The organism is Pantoea sp. sgz302252 (genome assembly GCF_047713085.1).
Lineage (GTDB): Bacteria > Pseudomonadota > Gammaproteobacteria > Enterobacterales > Enterobacteriaceae > Scandinavium.
Genome location: NZ_JBLFJW010000024.1, coordinates 1 through 17947, shown reverse-complemented (window position 1 = coordinate 17947; position 17947 = coordinate 1). Strand labels below are relative to the sequence as shown.

At 55.6% G+C, this 17947-nt stretch carries 13 protein-coding genes; 2 read left to right on the top strand and 11 right to left on the bottom strand.

Features of this window, described 5'->3' with window-relative positions; all coding sequences use genetic code 11:
• Positions 1 to 29 precede the first annotated feature (29 nt).
• The 6 genes from glgP to asd all read right to left on the bottom strand — a co-directional run bounded on the left by glgP (position 30) and on the right by asd (position 10770).
• Positions 30 to 2477 (bottom strand): glycogen phosphorylase, encoded by a 2448-nt coding sequence (gene glgP, locus ACLW56_RS17305; RefSeq protein ID WP_330984978.1) that lies wholly within the window; start codon positions 2475 to 2477, stop codon positions 30 to 32.
• A gap of 15 nt (positions 2478 to 2492) precedes the next feature.
• On the bottom strand, positions 2493 to 3926 hold the full coding sequence (gene glgA, locus ACLW56_RS17300; protein ID WP_330984977.1) for a glycogen synthase GlgA: 1434 nt from the start codon (positions 3924 to 3926) through the stop codon (positions 2493 to 2495).
• 11 nt (positions 3927 to 3937) lie between these two features.
• Positions 3938 to 5221, bottom strand: a complete 1284-nt coding sequence (glgC, locus tag ACLW56_RS17295; RefSeq protein ID WP_330984976.1) for a glucose-1-phosphate adenylyltransferase — start codon at positions 5219 to 5221, stop codon at positions 3938 to 3940.
• Between the two features lie 22 nt (positions 5222 to 5243).
• Positions 5244 to 7232 carry a glycogen debranching protein GlgX gene (gene glgX, locus ACLW56_RS17290; protein WP_330984975.1) on the bottom strand — a complete coding sequence of 663 codons (1989 nt, stop codon included), beginning with the start codon at positions 7230 to 7232 and terminating at the stop codon, positions 5244 to 5246.
• Positions 7229 to 9415, bottom strand: a complete 2187-nt coding sequence (gene glgB, locus ACLW56_RS17285; RefSeq protein ID WP_330984974.1) for a 1,4-alpha-glucan branching enzyme — start codon at positions 9413 to 9415, stop codon at positions 7229 to 7231. Before glgB ends, glgX begins: the two co-directional genes overlap by 4 nt.
• Positions 9416 to 9663: 248 nt before the next feature.
• Positions 9664 to 10770, bottom strand: coding sequence for an aspartate-semialdehyde dehydrogenase (gene asd / locus ACLW56_RS17280; RefSeq protein WP_330984973.1), 1107 nt, complete (start codon positions 10768 to 10770; stop codon positions 9664 to 9666).
• A 198-nt stretch (positions 10771 to 10968) separates the two neighbouring features.
• Here asd and ACLW56_RS17275 point away from each other — a divergent pair, with 198 nt between their 5' ends.
• Entirely contained in the window at positions 10969 to 11562 is a 594-nt protein-coding gene (locus ACLW56_RS17275; protein ID WP_330984972.1) for a YhgN family NAAT transporter, read from the top strand.
• Positions 11563 to 11640: 78 nt separating this feature from the next.
• Here ACLW56_RS17275 and gntU read toward each other — a convergent pair whose 3' ends face one another.
• The 5 genes from gntU to ACLW56_RS17250 form a co-directional block, all read right to left on the bottom strand.
• The gene (gntU, locus tag ACLW56_RS17270; protein WP_330984971.1) at positions 11641 to 12981 is read right to left on the bottom strand and encodes a gluconate transporter; all 1341 of its coding nucleotides are present in this window, start codon (positions 12979 to 12981) and stop codon (positions 11641 to 11643) included.
• Positions 12981 to 13511, bottom strand: coding sequence for a gluconokinase (gene gntK / locus ACLW56_RS17265; RefSeq protein ID WP_330984970.1), 531 nt, complete (start codon positions 13509 to 13511; stop codon positions 12981 to 12983). Before gntK ends, gntU begins: the two co-directional genes overlap by 1 nt.
• Before the next feature lie 126 nt (positions 13512 to 13637).
• Positions 13638 to 14633, bottom strand: coding sequence for a gluconate operon transcriptional repressor GntR (gene gntR, locus ACLW56_RS17260; RefSeq protein WP_330984969.1), 996 nt, complete (start codon positions 14631 to 14633; stop codon positions 13638 to 13640).
• Between the two features lie 102 nt (positions 14634 to 14735).
• A complete protein-coding gene (locus ACLW56_RS17255) occupies positions 14736 to 15431 on the bottom strand; it encodes a pirin family protein (protein WP_330984968.1) in 696 nt (231 codons plus the stop codon).
• 123 nt (positions 15432 to 15554) lie between these two features.
• Entirely contained in the window at positions 15555 to 16592 is a 1038-nt protein-coding gene (locus ACLW56_RS17250; protein ID WP_330984967.1) for an oxidoreductase, read from the bottom strand.
• 383 nt (positions 16593 to 16975) lie between these two features.
• Here ACLW56_RS17250 and ACLW56_RS17245 point away from each other — a divergent pair, with 383 nt between their 5' ends.
• Positions 16976 to 17911, top strand: a complete 936-nt coding sequence (locus ACLW56_RS17245) for an IS110 family transposase (RefSeq protein WP_330984163.1) — start codon at positions 16976 to 16978, stop codon at positions 17909 to 17911.
• Positions 17912 to 17947 lie beyond the last annotated feature (36 nt).

Genomic DNA, 17947 nt, shown 5'->3' with positions numbered 1-17947 from the left:
TCAGGCGAAGCCGCCACCCGGCATGTTTATTAAAGCCTCACCGGATCAATATGCCAGATAGTCTCTGCATACTCCTGAATGGTTCTGTCTGACGAGAAGTAGCCCATGTTGGCGATGTTGCGCATCGCTTTGGTGGTCCACTCTTCCGGATTTTTATACAGCTCATCCACTTTATCCTGACAGTCCACGTAGCTGCGGAAATCCGCCAGCACCTGATAGTGATCGCCAAAGTTAATCAGCGAATCCACCAGATCACGGTAGCGGCCCGGCTCTTCAGGGCTGAACAAACCTGTCGCGATTTGCGTCAGCACCTGATGCAACTCTTCATCCTGATCGTAGTAATCACGTGGCTTGTAGCCTTTGGCGCGCAGCGCTTCAACCTCCTCCGCCGTGTTACCAAAGATAAAGATGTTTTCATCGCCGACGTGCTCCAGCATTTCGACGTTCGCTCCGTCGAGCGTGCCGATGGTCAGCGCGCCGTTGAGCGCAAACTTCATATTACTGGTGCCCGACGCTTCCGTTCCCGCCAGCGAAATCTGTTCGGAAAGATCGGCCGCCGGGATGATCAGCTGCGCCAGGCTGACGCTGTAGTTCGGGATAAACACCACCTTCAGCTTGTCACCAATCTGCGGGTCGTTGTTGATAACCTTCGCTACATCGTTAATCAGATGAATGATGTGCTTCGCCATGTAATACGCCGAGGCCGCTTTACCGGCGAAGATGTTTACCCGCGGCACCCACTCGGCCTTCGGATCGGCCTTGATGCGGTTGTAGCGGGTAATGACGTGCAGCACGTTCATCAACTGACGTTTGTACTCGTGGATACGCTTAATTTGCACATCGAACAGCGATTTCGGGCTGACCACAACGTTCAGCTGTTGGGCGATGTACTCGGCTAAACGCTTTTTGTTCTCGTGCTTGGCGTGATGCACCGCCTGATTCACCAGCGGGTAATCCAGGTGTTGTTCCAGTTCCGTCAACTGGCTCAGGTCCGTACGCCAGGTGCGGCCAATATTTTCATCAAGCACTTCAGACAGCGACGGGTTCGCCAGCGCCAGCCAGCGACGCGGTGTGACGCCATTGGTGACGTTGGTAAAGCGCATCGGGAAAATCTTCGCAAAGTCGGCAAACAGCGATTGCACCATCAGGTTAGAGTGCAGCTCTGACACACCGTTAACCTTGTGGCTGATAACCACCGCCAGCCACGCCATGCGGACACGTCGGCCATTGGATTCATCGATGATAGACGTGCGGCTCAGCAGCCCGGTGTCGTTCGGGTACTGCTCCTGCAAGGTCTTCAGGAAGTAGTCGTTAATTTCGAAGATGATTTGCAGGTGGCGCGGCAGAATTTTGCCGAGCATCTCAACCGGCCAGGTTTCCAGCGCTTCGCTCATCAGCGTGTGGTTGGTGTAGGAGAACACCTGGCACGTCACGTTGAAAGCGTCATCCCAGCTGAACTTATGCTCGTCAATCAGCAGACGCATCAGCTCCGGAATCGACAGCACCGGATGGGTGTCGTTCAGGTGAATGGCGATTTTTTCGGACAGGTTGTTGTAGGTTCTGTGCAACTGATAATGGCGGCTGAGAATATCCTGCACCGTTGCCGAAACAAGGAAATATTCCTGACGCAGACGCAGCTCTCGCCCGGAATACGTTGAGTCATCCGGGTACAGCACGCGAGACACGTTCTCGGAGTGGTTTTTATCTTCCACCGCCGCGAAGTAGTCACCCTGGTTGAACTTACCGAGGTTAATTTCGCTGCTCGCCTGCGCGTTCCACAGGCGCAGCGTGTTAGTCGCGTCGGTGTCATAGCCAGGAATGATTTGGTCGTAGGCCACCGCCAGAATCTCTTCGGTTTCGACCCAGCGGGATTTCTTGCCTTCCTGCTGAATACGTCCGCCGAAACGCACCGCATAGCGGGTGTTGTGGCGTTTGAATTCCCAAGGGTTGCCGTACTCCAGCCAGTAATCCGGCGATTCTTTCTGTCGGCCATCGACAATGTTCTGTTTGAACATGCCGTAGTCGTAGCGAATACCGTAGCCGCGGCCCGGCAAGCCTAACGTGGCGAGAGAATCGAGGAAACAGGCCGCCAGACGACCGAGGCCACCGTTACCCAGCCCCGGGTCATTCTCTTCGCCAATCAGCTCTTCGAGATCGAGCCCCATCCCTTCCAGCGCGTTTTTCACGTCCTCATAAATACCGAGCGACAACAGCGCATTGGAAAGGGTGCGACCAATCAGGAACTCCATCGACAGGTAATAAACCTGACGGCCTTCCTGTGAAAGCTGTGCGCGGTTAGAGCGCAGCCAGCGTTCGACCAGACGGTCACGAACCGCAAACAACGTGGCGTTCAGCCATTCGTGTTTGTTGGCTATCGCCGGATCTTTCCCGATGGTGAACATCAGCTTATAGGCAATGGAGTGCTTCAGTGCCTCAACGCTGAGGGTTGGCGATGCGTAAGTAAAAGGTGCATTCATAAGAGGGTCCTGTGATTACATCAAGCGTTGATAAAGCTCGCGGTAAGACGTCGCCGCGACTTGCCAGCTAAAATCCATGCTCATCGCCTGGCGCTGGACATAGCGCCAGAGCGAAGGGCGCGACCACAACACGAAAGCACGCCTGATGGCTCTTAGCAGCGACCAGGCATTACTGTCTTCGAACACAAATCCACTGGCGATGCCGTCCGCCAGGTTTTCCAGCGAACTGTCGGACACCGTATCAGCCAACCCGCCAGTGCGACGCACCAGCGGCAGCGTGCCGTATTTCAAACCGTAAAGCTGCGTTAAGCCGCAAGGCTCAAAGCGCGACGGCACCAGAATCACGTCCGCGCCGCCCATGATGCGGTGCGAGAATGCTTCGTGATAACCAATTTGCACGCCAACTTGCCCTGGATGTTCAGCTGCGGCGGCGAGGAAACCTTCCTGCAACACCGGATCGCCAGCCCCCAGCAGGGCCAGTTGCCCGCCTTGTTCCAGCAGACCCGGCAGCGCTTCGAGCACCAAATCCAGCCCTTTCTGGCTGGTGAGACGGCTGACCACCGCAAACAGTGGCACTTTGTCATTCACCTTCAGGCCCATCGCAATTTGCAGCTGGCGCTTGTTTTCGGCTTTCTCTTCAAGCTGATCGCGGTTGTAGCGCGCCGCCAGCAGCAGGTCGTTTTCCGGGCTCCAGATTTGGGCATCTACGCCATTGAGAATGCCCGACAGCCGCCCTTCCTGATGGCGCTGACGCAGCAGCCCTTCCATCCCGTAGGCAAACTGCGGCTCGGTGATTTCACGCGCATAAGTCGGGCTGACCGCCGTGATGTGATCGGCGTAATACAGCCCGGCTTTCAGGAACGAAATCTGCCCGTTAAACTCCAGTCCGTGCATGTTGTAGAACGACCATGGCAAGCCGATGTCATTCATATGATGCGCATAAAACATCCCCTGATAAGCCAGGTTGTGCACCGTGAAGACTGACTTTGCCGGGTGACCGCGTGCGGCGAGATACGCCGGAGCCAGCCCCGCATGCCAGTCGTGCGCATGGACAATCTCAGGTCGCCAGAACGGATCCAGCCCACTCGCCATTTCAGCGCCAACCCAACCCAGCAGCGCAAAACGCTGCACGTTGTCGGTATACGCAAACTGATTGGTGTCGTGATACGGGCTCCCGGGGCGGTCGTATAAATGTGGCGCATCAATCAGATAGATGCCCACGCCGTTATAATGGCCGAACAGCAGCGTAATGCGTCCGGCAAAGGTGTCGCGACGGGTCACTACCTGTGCATCCGTCACGCCGCGGCGAATGTCCGGGAAGGCTGGCAACAGAACGCGTGTATCAACCCCATCGGCAATTTGCGCCGCCGGTAACGCGCCAAGCACATCCGCCAGACCGCCCGTTTTCAGCAGCGGGAACATCTCTGAACATACATGTAAAACCTGCATTATCGCTCCTGTCAGCCCTGCAGTTTGCGCAGCATTTCACGCGTCACCAGCACTATGCCTTCCTCTGAACGGTAGAAACGACGTGCGTCCTCTTCCGCATTTTCTCCAATCACCATGCCTTCCGGGATAACGCAGGCGCGGTCGATAACACAGCGGCGCAGGCGACATGAACGCCCGACCCAGACATCCGGCAATAACACTGCCGAATCAATGTTACAAAACGAGTTTATCCGCACTCGCGGGAACAACACCGATTGCACCACCACGGAGCCGGAGATGATGCACCCGCCGGAAACCAGCGAGTTCAGCGTCATGCCGTGGCTGCCCGAACGGTCTTGCACAAACTTCGCGGGCGGCAGCGATTCCATGTGTGTACGTATCGGCCAGTTCTGGTCGTACATATCCAGTTCAGGCGTGACGGAGGCGAGGTCGAGGTTCGCCTTCCAGTACGCTTCCAGCGTCCCGACATCACGCCAGTACGGTTCTGCTTCCGGATCTGACTGCACGCAAGACAGTGGGAAAGGATGTGCATATGCCATGCCAGCTTTAACGATTTTCGGGATGATATCTTTGCCGAAGTCGTGGCTGGAATTGGCATCTTCGTCGTCTTCCGCCAGCAGCCCATAAAGGTAATCTGCATCAAAGATATAGATACCCATGCTGGCGAGTGATTTGCTGTCGTCACCCGGCATGGTTGGCGGCTTGGCCGGTTTTTCGACGAACTCGATAATCTTGTCTTCGTTATCGACGTCCATTACGCCGAACGCTGTTGCCTCAGCAACGGGCACTGGCATGCAGGCTACGGTGCAACGCGCGCCTTTTTCGACGTGGTCGATAAGCATGCGTGAGTAGTCCTGCTTGTAGATATGGTCACCGGCGAGGATAACGATATATTCGGCCTTATAACGACGAATAACATCCAGGTTTTGCGTCACCGCATCCGCCGTGCCGCGATACCAGTTTTCACCGCTGACGCGCTGCTGTGCAGGCAGCAGGTCAACAAACTCGTTCATCTCTTCGCTGAAGAAAGACCAGCCGCGCTGAATGTGCTGCACCAGCGTGTGCGACTGATACTGGGTAATCACGCCGATACGGCGAATACCAGAGTTAATGCAGTTAGAGAGAGCAAAGTCGATGATGCGGAACTTACCACCGAAATGCACCGCGGGTTTGGCGCGGGTGGTGGTCAAATCTTTAAGTCGGGTTCCGCGCCCACCGGCGAGGATCAGCGCCACCGATTTGATCGGCAATTGACGCGCTAACATCAGAGGATCGTTCTTTTCAAGTCTAACCATGATTAACTCCTTTTTTCGCTCGTTATCTGTTCGAGCGGACCTTTTCGAATGCGCACACTCCGTGCGCGGGCCCATGCCAGACAGCCAGGGTGACCGGATTATCCTCTCCGGCGAATGGAGGAATGGCGCGCCACTCCCCTTCAGGTAAAACCATGTCGGCAACGTCCTGTGACGCGTTGAGGGTGATAAGCCACGTGTCTGCCAGCAGGATTTGCATCTGCGGGCTGCCGTGCTGCCACTCTTCTGCACTCAGGGGATGCGCGTCCTTGTTGAACCAGCTAACGCTGCCGTCTCCCTCTTCCCACCAGCGATCCTCAGTCAGGGCCGGGATCTGCTTGCGAAGATGAATCAGTGCAGCGGTAAATGTCGTCAGGCCAGCATTGGCTTTTTCCCAGTCAAGCCAGGTGAGCGCGTTGTCCTGACAGTAAGCATTGTTGTTTCCGTGCTGACTGTGGCCGTGTTCATCGCCCGCCAGCAGCATCGGTGTCCCTTGTGATAAAAGCAGTGTGGCCATCAGGGCATGAACACTGGCTCGCCGCCGCTCAATCACGTCAAGACTGCCGCCTAACCCCTCTATACCATGGTTATTACTGTGATTGTTGTTAGTCCCGTCGCGGTTCTCTTCGCCGTTCGCCTCATTGTGTTTCTGATTGAAACAGACGCAGTCGCGCAGGGTAAATCCGTCGTGCGCCGTCACCAGATTGACCGACGCAGACGGTCGTCGCCCGTTGCGTTTAAACACATCGCTGGATGCCGCAAAACGGTTGGCAAAGTCGCCGAGAGACAGATTTTGCTGCAACCAAAAGCTTCTTACCGCGTCACGGAAGTGATCGTTCCATTCAGCAAACAGCGGTGGGAAATTTCCGACCTGATACCCGCCGTCACCGATATCCCACGGCTCGGCGATAAGCTTCACGGCTGAAAGCTGCGGGTCGTTTTTGATGGCTTCAAACAGCGGTGCGTCCTGACGGAAATCCGGGGTTCTGCCCAGCACAGAAGCCAGATCAAAACGGAAGCCGTCCACATGGCACTCATCGACCCAAAACCGCAGGCACTGAAGGGCATAGTCCACCGTACCCGGCGAGCTGAGATTCAGGGTGTTTCCGCAGCCCGTCCAGTTGTGATAATCACCATCGTCCCTTATCCAATAATAGCTACGGTTGTCGATTCCGCGCAGGGAGAAGGTCGGCCCGTCGAGATCGATCTCCGCACTGTGGTTGAGCACAATGTCGAGGATCACTTCAATTCCCGCCGCATGCAGCGCCTTCACCGCATCGCGAAACTCGTTAATCGCCAGTTCCGGCGACGTGGCATAACGCGGTTCAACCGCAAACATCGCCAGCGGGTTGTAGCCCCAATAATTGGAGAGCCCAAGCCGTTGCAGGCGCGGTTCACTGGCAAACTGCGCGACAGGCAGCAGTTCCAGCGCGGTAATGCCGAGCTTCTGGAAATACGCAATCATCAGCGGATGTGCGAGGGCGCGGTACGTGCCGGCAATCTCTTTCGGGATACCCGGATGCAGATACGTCAGCCCTTTCACATGCGCTTCGTAAACGATGGTGCTGCCCCACGGCGTCCGCGGTGGCGTGTCGTTTTCCCAGTCGTAATGGAGATCGACGACCACGGAACGCGGCGCTACCGACGCGCTATCGCGGCTGTCGGGTTGATCATGTCCACTGTGCAGGATCGGATCGTCTTTTGCTTCGCCCTCTACGCGGAGAGCGCAAGGGTCGATCAGCAACTTCGCAGGGTTGAAACGGTGCCCGTGATGTGGCTCCCACGGACCGTGCACGCGGAATCCGTAGCGCAGCCCCGGCCGCGCGTTGGGCAGATAACCATGCCACACATCCTGCGTGCGGCCTGGTAAATCTTCGCGGTGCTCATTGCCCTCCTTGTCAAACACACACAGCTCGACCCGTTCCGCATGCGCAGAGAAGAGCGTGAAGTTCACGCCCTGCCCGTCATAGCTTGCGCCAAGCGGTGTAGGTTTACCTGCCGTGAGTTTGCTCATTCCCCCTCCCGAACCAGCCAGATAGTGGACAGCGGCGGCAGCGTGACAGACAGTGAGTTCGGACGCCCGTGACTCGCGATGTCATCGCTGTGTACGGCTCCACCATTCCCGGCATTGCTGCCGTGATAATGCATCGAATCGGTATTCAGGATTTCACGCCAGCGCCCTGGCTGGTTGATACCAAAGCGGTAGTGCGTGCGCGGCACCGGCGTAAAATTGCTGGCGACAATGATTTCATTGCCTTGCTTGTCGCGGCGCACAAACACGAACACGGAACGCTCGTGGTCATCCACCACCAGCCACTCAAAGCCATACGAGTCGTAATCCAGTTCGTGCATCGCTTTGTGGTGGCGATAGGTCAGGTTGAGGTCCCGCACCAGACGTTGTACGCCGTGATGCCAGTTGTCGCCCCCTTCCAGCAGATGCCAGTCGAGGCTGCTGTCGTGGTTCCACTCGCGCCCCTGTGCAAACTCGTTGCCCATAAACAGCAGCTTTTTACCCGGGAAGGCATACAGCCAGCCGTAATAGGCGCGCAGGTTGGCGAATTTCTGCCACGCATCACCCGGCATACGGTCGAGAATCGATTTCTTGCCGTGCACCACTTCATCGTGCGAGAGCGGCAGCACGAAGTTTTCGGTGCTGTTGTAAAGCATGCCAAATGTCAGCTTGTCGTGGTGATGCTTGCGATAAACCGGGTCGAGCTTGAAATAGTCCAGGGTGTCATGCATCCAGCCAAGATTCCACTTGTACCAGAAGCCCAGGCCGCCCATATCCGGCGGGCGCGAGACACCCGCGAAGTCGGTCGATTCTTCCGCCATGCTCACCGCACCTGGCACCTGTTCGCCCATAATGCGGTTGGTGCTACGCAAGAATTCGATGGCTTCGAGATTTTCACGACCGCCGTGTTCGTTCGGGATCCACTCCCCCGGTTTGCGGCTGTAGTCGCGGTAAATCATTGAGGCAACTGCATCCACACGCAGCGCGTCAATGCCGAAGCGCTCAATCCAGTACAGCGCGTTACCCACCAGGAAATTCTGCACTTCACGGCGGCCGTAGTTGTAAATCAGGGTGTTCCAGTCCTGATGGAAGCCTTCACGCGGATCGCTGTGCTCATAGAGTTCAGTGCCATCGAATTTCGCCAGCGAGAAATCGTCCGATGGGAAGTGGCCCGGCACCCAGTCGAGGATCACGTTCAGCCCGGCGTTGTGTGCCGCGTTGATGAAGTAGCGGAAGTCGTCACGCGTACCGAATCGGCGCGTAGGCGCGTACAACCCTGTTGGCTGATAACCCCAGCTCCCGTCAAACGGATGCTCGTTGATAGGCAGCAATTCAAGATGGGTGAAGCCCATCCATTTGGCGTAAGGCACCAGCTGATCGGCCAGTTCGCGATAGCTCAGCCAGAAGTTGTTATCGGTATGACGCCGCCAGGAGCCGAGATGCACTTCATAGATAGCAATCGGCGCGTCAAAACGGTTGGCCTGTTTGCGGGATTCCGGCTGTTCGACTTTCTCTGGCAGGCCGCAAATCAGTGAGGCCGTTTCAGGGCGCATCTGCGCTTCAAAGGCATAAGGGTCTGACTTGATGCGCAAATGCCCCTGTGCGTCGATCATCTCAAATTTATAGAGCTGACCGTTGTGCGCGCCAGGCACAAAGAGTTCCCAGATGCCTGATTCTGCACGCAGGCGCATCGGATGACGGCGGCCATCCCAATAGTTGAACTGCCCGACAACCGACACGCGACGAGCGTTCGGTGCCCAGACAGAAAAGCGAGTGCCGGTCACGCCGTCCATGGTATCGGCATGCGCACCCAACGTTTCGTAAGGACGCAAATGCGTACCTTCCGATAACAGCCAGGCATCCATTTCCTGCAACAGCGGGCCAAAACGATAAGGGTCATCAATCAGATTCTGTTGACCGTGCCACAGCACCGCCAACTGGTAACGGAAAGGATTTTTACGGCGTGGCATCACGCCGCTGAAGAAACCGCGTGAGTCGAGGCAATCGAGCATGCCCACTTTACGCCCGGTCTTGGGTTCGATGACCCACACTTCGGTCGCGTCAGGTAACAGTGCGCGGACTTCCAGTCCTGCGTCGGTGCTATGCATGCCAAGCACGGAAAACGGGTCCGCAAAATGGCCGGCTATCAAAGCATTAATCACGTCTCTATCGATACGATCGGACATGCTATTCATCCTGTTGTAAGTGTCGCTGTGTCTGTTCTGGGTAGCGACTTTTTATGACCTGAATGGCGCGGCAAAATTGAGCTTCCTTTTTGCGCCATCCCACCGTCAGGAAAAACCTCTCCCTTAAAGCATAGCCAAGGCTTTATCTGACTCCCGGTAAAATTGCTGCATACGTGTTAATTCCTTATTCTACGTATAAAGCGACAGGCGTAAAAAAGGGGTGACTCAGCACCCCTTTTTTCATTTTGTTACGCTAGTTGTCGCAATATGCGACGTAGCGGCTCGGCGGCGCCCCAGAGGAGCTGATCGCCAACGGTGAAGGCGGAGAGGTACTCCGGCCCCATATTCAGCTTACGCAAACGCCCGACTGGCGTGCTCAACGTGCCGGTCACCGCCGCAGGGGTCAGTTCACGCACGGTGATATCCCTGTCGTTTGGCACCACTTTGGCCCACGGGTTGTGTGCTGCCAGCAGCTCTTCCACGGTCGGGATAGACACATCTTTCTTCAGTTTAATGGTGAACGCCTGGCTGTGGCAGCGCAGGGCACCGATACGCACGCAGAGGCCATCCACCGGGATAACGTTCTGAGTGGCGAGAATTTTGTTGGTCTCCGCCTGGCCTTTCCACTCTTCGCGGCTTTGACCGTTATCGAGCTGCTTGTCGATCCACGGGATCAGACTGCCTGCCAGCGGTACGCCAAAGTTGTCGACCGGCAGGTCGCCGCTGCGAGTCAGTTGAGTCACTTTGCGTTCGATATCGAGAATGGCGGAAGCCGGGTTCGCCAGCTCGCCCGCCACGTAGTTGTGCAGGCCACCCATCTGGCTTAACAGTTCACGCATATGACGCGCACCGCCGCCAGAGGCTGCCTGATAGGTCGCCACAGACACCCACTCAACGAGATCGTTAGCGAACAGGCCGCCCAGTGACATCAGCATCAGGCTGACAGTACAGTTACCGCCGACAAACGTTTTAATGCCGTTGTTCAGGCCCGCGGTGATGACATCCTGATTCACCGGGTCCAGAATAATGATCGCATCATCTTTCATGCGCAGCGAAGAGGCCGCGTCAATCCAGTAACCCTGCCAGCCGCTTTCACGCAGCTTCGGATAGATTTCGTTGGTATAATCGCCGCCCTGACAGGTGACAATAATGTCGAGTGCCTTCAACGCCTCAAGATCAAAGGCATCCTGAAGCGTGCCACCGCTATGGGTGCCGAACGCAGGCGCAGCCTGACCCAGCTGAGAGGTGGAGAAGAAAACGGGGCGAATGGCGTCAAAATCGCGCTCTTCTACCATGCGTTGCATGAGTACAGAGCCGACCATACCGCGCCAGCCGATAAAACCAACATTTTTCATAACGTGTATTCCTGCAGAGGTGTGTGCTGTTGTGCTGAGCCGGTTTTCAACCTTGAAGCCGGGACATCACTCACATTACAAAATGCAGCCAAAGTCGCAAGTGAAAAAATTCAATGATTCGTCATCACTCAGTAAAGCAACTTATTTACCCTCTGCGTCTGTGCAGAGCTTGAAGGGCAATTATCAGGGAACAACGTAATGAGCGACATCCTTTCTGCTGCGGTTTTATTGATCCTGATTATGGATCCACTGGGAAATTTACCGATTTTCATGTCGGTGTTAAAACACACGGAACCCAAGCGCCGCAGGGCGATCATGATACGTGAGCTGTTTATCGCACTGCTGATAATGCTCATTTTTCTCTTCGCCGGAGAGAAAATATTGGCGTTCCTCAACCTGAGTGCGGAGACCGTTTCTATCTCCGGGGGGATCATTTTATTCCTGATTGCCATTAAGATGATTTTCCCGAGTGCCGAAGGCAGCAGCAGTGGTTTACCGGTCGGTGAAGAACCGTTTATTGTGCCGCTGGCGATCCCACTGGTTGCCGGGCCGTCATTATTGGCGACGCTGATGTTATTGTCGCATCAGTATCCGAATCAGATGGGGCATTTGATTATTGCGCTGATGCTCGCCTGGGGTGGCACATTCGTGATTTTGCTGCAGTCAGGGCTGTTTTTACGCCTGCTGGGGGAGAAAGGGGTGAATGCGCTGGAACGGCTGATGGGGTTGATTCTGGTGATGCTCGCCACCCAAATGTTCCTGGATGGAATTCGGGTGTGGATGAAGGGATGAAAAAGCCGGGTGGCGCTGACGCTTACCCGGCCTACATTTTTTTGTAGGCCCGGCAAGCTTGCGCCGCCGGGCAACAAGCTAGCTCAATAGCGAAAACGCAATCATCCCAACAATCGCGCCCACGGTCCCCAGAATGGTTTCCATCAGCGTCCAGGTCTTCAGCGTCTGCGCTTCTGTTGCCCCGGTAAACTTACCGAACAGCCAGAAACCGGCGTCATTCACGTGGCTGACCACGATAGACCCGCCCGCGATACAAATTGACAGTGCTGCCATCTGTGCGCCGCTGTAATGCAGCTGTTCAATCACTGGCATCACCAGACCGACTGCTGTCAGACAGGCAACCGTTGCGGAACCCTGAATAATGCGTACCGCCGCAGCCAGCACGAAACAGGTAATCGCGATTGGCAGGCCCATGCCGGTCAGCGCTTCGCCCAATGCCGGGCCAACGCCGGAATCCACCAGCACTTGTTTGAACACACCGCCCGCGCCGATCACCAACAGAATAATCCCCGCGGGTTGCAGCGCCGCGCCGCAGATTTCCATCACGCGGTCTTTCGGCATACCCTGACGCACAGCAAGGCCGTAAATCGCTACCAGACACGCCACCAGAATCGCGGTGAACGGGTGACCGATAAACTCAAACCATTCGTACGCCGGAGAACCTTGCGCCACAAAACGTGCGGCGATAGTTTTCAGCCCCACCAGCACCAGCGGCAGCAGGATCAGCGCCAGGCTGAAACCGAAGGACGGCATTTTGCCCTCGCCCAGATGCGGCTCGGTGACGTCGTCAGGAATATGCAGTTCAACGTAACGGCTGATGAAATTCCCCCACAGCGGCCCGGCGATGATCATCCCCGGAATGGCTGCGCACAGGCCAATCAAGATCATCCAGCCAAAGTCTGCGTGCATTTGCGAAGCCAACAGCATCGGCGCAGGCCCTGGCAGCAGGAACGCCGCGGCGGCTGCAACGCCCGCAAACAGAGGAATAACCAGTTTCACCAGGTTCGTTCCGGTGTGACGTGCCATGGAGAAAGCGACGCTAATCAGCAGCACAATCGCCACTTCGAAGAACAGCGGCAGCGCACAAATCAGCCCTGCGAGGCCAATCGCATAATGCGCACGGCTGTGGCCGAAGGACTTCAGCATCTTCACGGCAATCTGATCGACAGCGCCGGTTTCATGCAGAATTTTGCCGAACATTGCGCCCAATGCGACCACGATCGCCAGGAAGCCCAGCGTACCACCCATCCCTTTTTCCATGGTTGCCGCAATCTTATCGAGCGGCATACCGGAGAACAGCCCTGCACCAATAGACACCACCATCAAAGCCACAAAGGCGTGCATACGTGCCTTCATGACTAAAAACAGCAGCAGCAATACGGAGCCGACTGCCGTCAAAACAAGCGTTAATGTACTCACTACTGACTGCCTTTGTTGATTAACTCAATGGTGCTGGCGACCACGCCGTCCAGCGGCTGATCGATATCGACCACCAGAACGTCAGGCTCATTTGTGCCCGGCTCTTCCAGCGTTTCGAACTGGGTGACCAGCATTTGGGTTTTGAAGAAGTGGCCTTTGCGGGCTTTCAGGCGGTTTTCGATAACCTCAAAATCGCCTTTCATATAGATGAAAGAGAGGTTCGGGTTGCCTTCACGCAGCAGGTCGCGATAGCTTTTTTTCAGGGCAGAACAGACGATCAGCGACACTTTGTTGGTGCGCTGCATGGCGAAGGCGGCATCGTTCAGCGCCTGCAGCCACGGTTTACGGTCGTCGTCATTCAGCGGTTCGCCGGAAGACATTTTGACAATGTTGCTGCGCGGATGGAGGAAGTCGCCGTCAAGAAACGCGGCATGCAGCCGATACGCCACTTCGCTGGCAACGGCGGATTTGCCACTGCCAGAAACGCCCATCAGAACGTAGACATGGTTTTCATGGTTAGTCGTGCTCAACGCGTTGCTCCTCAGAGTTTGTTACGGGTAACTGTTATCGGTAACATTGTCCTGCTGAGCCCCTGGATAAGCAATAACCGGTGGGACGATAAACTGTGTTGTGTGATCTACTTCAAACTTGTCGGTCTAGATTGATCCGCCCGGTGACAATGTGAAACCTAAATCTAACATTTTCGGCGTAACTATTTCACCACGGATGCGCGCCAGCAGGCGCTCGGCACCAATTCGCCCCATGCGTTCACGCGGCGTTAGCACGCTCGCCAGACGGGGCTCCATGACCTGACCGATGTCATGACCGTGGAAACCGGCAATCGCCATATCATCCGGGATTTTTAACCCCAGACGCTGGCACTCAAACGCCGCGCCGACCGCGAGGTCATCGTTGGTACAGAAGATGCCATCAAGCTGCGGATATTCACGACGCGCCTGACGCATCAGCTCGATACCGGAAGAGTAAGACGAGGATTGTTCAACCATCATGCTGTAAGGCGTTAGGCCAGCATCACGCATCGCCTGCTCATAGCCCTGCTGTTTGATGATGGTACGTTCATCAAGACGTGCGCCGAGATAGGCGATGTGCTGGTGACCGCGCGAAATAATGGTGGCGGTCATCTGGCGGGCGGCTTCGAAGTTATCAAAACCCACGGCGATATCGATGCACGGCGTCTGACTGTCCATCAGCTCCACCACCGGAATGCCCGAGACTTCAATCATCTTGCGGGTACGCGCAGTGTGCGTGCGTTCAGAAAGGATCAGGCCGTCGATATTCCAGGAGAGCATCGATTCCAGACGCTCTTCTTCCATCTCCGGTTTATAACCGTAGTGAGCGAGCATCGCCTGATAGCCGTAAGCGTCGGTCACGCTTTCAATGCCTTTGAGCACTTCAGCGAACACCTGGTTGGTTAAGGACGGGAGAAGCACGCCAATTGCACGACTGGTGGAATTAGAGAGAATGTCGGGGGCGCGATTGGGAATATAACCCAGTTCATCAAGGGCGGCGGCAATCTTGCCACGCAGCGCCACGGAAACCTGTTCCGGGTTACGCAAAAAACGGCTGACCGTCATTTTGGTCACACCGACGCGATCGGCCACATCCTGAAGTACGGGTCTTTTCTTTTTCATCGTCCAGAGAGTGATAAAGGGGGAGACATTTCACCAGTTTATCATGGACGTGACAGAACCTTCCCGGTTAGTGGGAAGGTTCCGCGATTTATTTAATCAGGATCATACTGGTGGCAGGTCAAACAGCAGAATTTCCGCTTCGCTGTCAGCATGAACAGAAAGTGCCTGCTCATCCCAGATGGCCAAACCATCGGCCGTGGTGGCTTTGGTGCCGTTGATAGAGACTTCGCCTTTCACCACCTGAATCCACACGCGGCGGTCAGCGGCAATCTGATGCACAGACTGTTCGCCTTTTGCCAGCGCCCAGCGGTACAGCTCCATGTCCTGGTATACTTTCAGTGAACCGTCACGCGCATCCGGCGACAGCACCAGCTGTTTGCCCTGAGCGGCGTCAAAGCGACGCTGTTCGTAGCGAGGCGTGATGCCGGTTTCTTCTGGAATGATCCAGATTTGATACAGGTGCAGTTTCTCCGTCTTGCTCGGATTGTACTCCGAGTGACGAACACCGGTACCGGCGCTCATAATCTGGAATTCACCGGCAGGCACCTGCTCTTTGTTGCCCATGCTGTCCTGATGCTCAACGGCGCCTTCCAGCACATAGGTCAGAATTTCCATGTCTTTGTGCGGGTGAGTACCGAAGCCTTGTCCGGCATCAATCACATCATCGTTAATCACTCGCAGTGCCGAAAACCCCATGAAATTCGGGTCATAGTAATCGGCGAAAGAGAAAGTATGCCAGGAGTCCAGCCAGCCGTGATTAGCGTGGCCGCGTTCGTTTGCTTTGCGTAAGTAGATCATGATGTTCACCCCGTGTTCGTTTCGATGGACTTAGTGTGGACCCGAACCGTTCAGGATGATAGTGGGTGAAAATTGACTCCTCTGTTCAAAATTTATGAACAAGTACAGAGGAGCCAAATCCGCTTATTTTGCGAGGGTTATGGTGGCAGGAGGAGCCTGTTCGAAGCCCCGTTCGAGGATCTCCATATTGGTCAGAACTTCAGATTCCTTGATGTAATACGGCGCACCAGTGGTGAACGTGGCGTACAGCGCATCGTACACGCGGCCGTAATCGCCCGCTTCCGGTTTCACTTCTTCACGTACGCTAACGCCTTCGGCGTTCATATATTCCAGCTGGCCGATACTGTCATCCGCGCCAAAGCCCGCTTCACCCGGCATGATGTTGGCCTTCAGGCTGGTTTCCTGCTGATCGATGCCGTATTTGAAGTAAGAGCCTTTGGTGCCGTGCACAATAAACTTCGGATAATCGATTTTCACCAGATGGCTGGTTTTCACAATCGCCTTCAGGTTGCCGTAGAAAAGCTGCGCCTCGAAGGTATCGTCCGGGTTGGCCGGGTTGCGCACGCTGCGAATGTCATACGACACATGATCAGGGCGACCAAACAGCGAAATAATCTGGTCCATGGTGTGCACGCCAAGACCGTAAAACGCACCATCCTGCGGTAAACCAGGTTTCGTTTCCGCCACCGGACGGTACATATCGAAATGGCTTTCGATTTCCACGATATCGCCGAGCTTGCCGCTCTCAATCACTTTTTTCGCCGTCAGGAAGCAGGAGTCAAAGCGACGATTCTGATACGGCATGACCGTCAGCCCTTTGGCTTTAGCCAGTTCGAACAACGTTTTCGCTTCTGCAAGCGTCGGGGTGAAGGGCTTTTCCACCAGCACGTTTTTACCCGCTTCGAGCGCGCGCTTCGCATAGTCGAAATGGCTGTCGGCGTGAGTACACACCACCACCAGTTTGACCTGCGGATCGTTCAGCACTTCGTCGAGATCGCTGGTGAAATGAATATGTTGATACTGAGGATGCTGCTCTTCCGGCTTAGCGCTGCGGCGGTAGATATGCGCCACATGCCAGGTGTCTTTGCGGTTAAGCACGTAAGGAAGGTGATAGCGCGTGGTGCTCTTTCCAAAACCAATAAATGCACAGTGTAGGGTCATGGCTCAGTCCTTATTGAAGGTTGCTGCCGACTACCATAGCGCATGTTTGTGTTGGGTGTCGCGTGAAACCCATTGCCCGGTGGCGCAAGCTTACCGGGCCTACGTTCCCCTGTAGGCCGGGCAAACGCAGTGCCGCCCGGCATCTGGTTCCCTGCGGCCTGATGCCCTCTCCCCAACCCTTGTATGTTTAAAGTCACTTCAGTTACCCGTCATCAGGCGGGTACACTGTCACTGTGTTTGACCTGATGTCACAGCCTGTCCACCCTCTGGGCCTGTAAGCCCGCGGGAGAGCTTCTGGCGTGACATCAGCTTTCCTGTAAACCCGAACAGCTGCCAGGGCGGCCGATGCCAGCCCGTATCTTACAAGGCCGGGAGACATGAAAATGACCGAATATTCTTTCGTCGGCGTCGATATCGCCAAAGAGACTTTTGACGTATTTATCAGCCCGTCAGGCCAGTTCCTGCATCTGGAAAACACGCCTGCCGGACATCAGCAACTTCTTGCGCAACTGACGCCGCTGAACATCAAACTTGTCGTGATGGAAGCCACCAGTCGCTACCACAACCTGCTGGCTGTCACCCTTGAACTCGCGGGTGTCCCGGTTGCTGTTGTGAACCCCAGACAGGTTAAAAACTTCGCCCGGGCCCTCGGGACGCTGTACAAAACAGACCCGAATGATGCGCGAGTCATCTGCGAGTTCGGCCGCCGGATGGAGCCGGATATCCGGCCAGCACCGGATGAGCAGACTCAGCGCCTGGCCATGATGGTGGCACGTCGCCGCCAGTTAGTGGATAACCGGACAATGGAGCAAAACCGCTATGGTACCTGCGATGATGAGCTTATCCGGATGGGCATCAGGCGGCACATAGACTGGCTCAACGGAGAGATAAAAGGCACGGATGACGACATAGACAGGCAGATACGGGTCATGCCGCTGTGGCGGGAGAAAGTGAAGTTACTGGAAGAGGTCAAGGGAATAGGGAAGACAACGATGGCGGTACTGTTGTCGATGCTGCCGGAGCTGGGGCAACTGAGCCGTCGAAAAATCAGTGCACTGGTGGGCGTGTGTCCGTACGCGCATGACAGCGGAAAGATGAAAGGAAAGCGATGTATCTGGGGCGGTCGAAGTGCAGTGAGGGCAGCGCTGTATATGGCGACGCTGTCAGCGGTGCGTCACAACCCGGTGATAAAGGCGTTCTTTGAGAGACTGAGAGCGAAAGGGAAAGCGTTTAAAGTCGCGATGACGGCATGTGTGAGGAAACTGGTGACAATCCTGAACGCAATGCTGAGAGATAATGCAAAATGGGTGGCAGGTTAGCTGCCACCGGTTGACTTTAAACACAGCTGCTCTCCC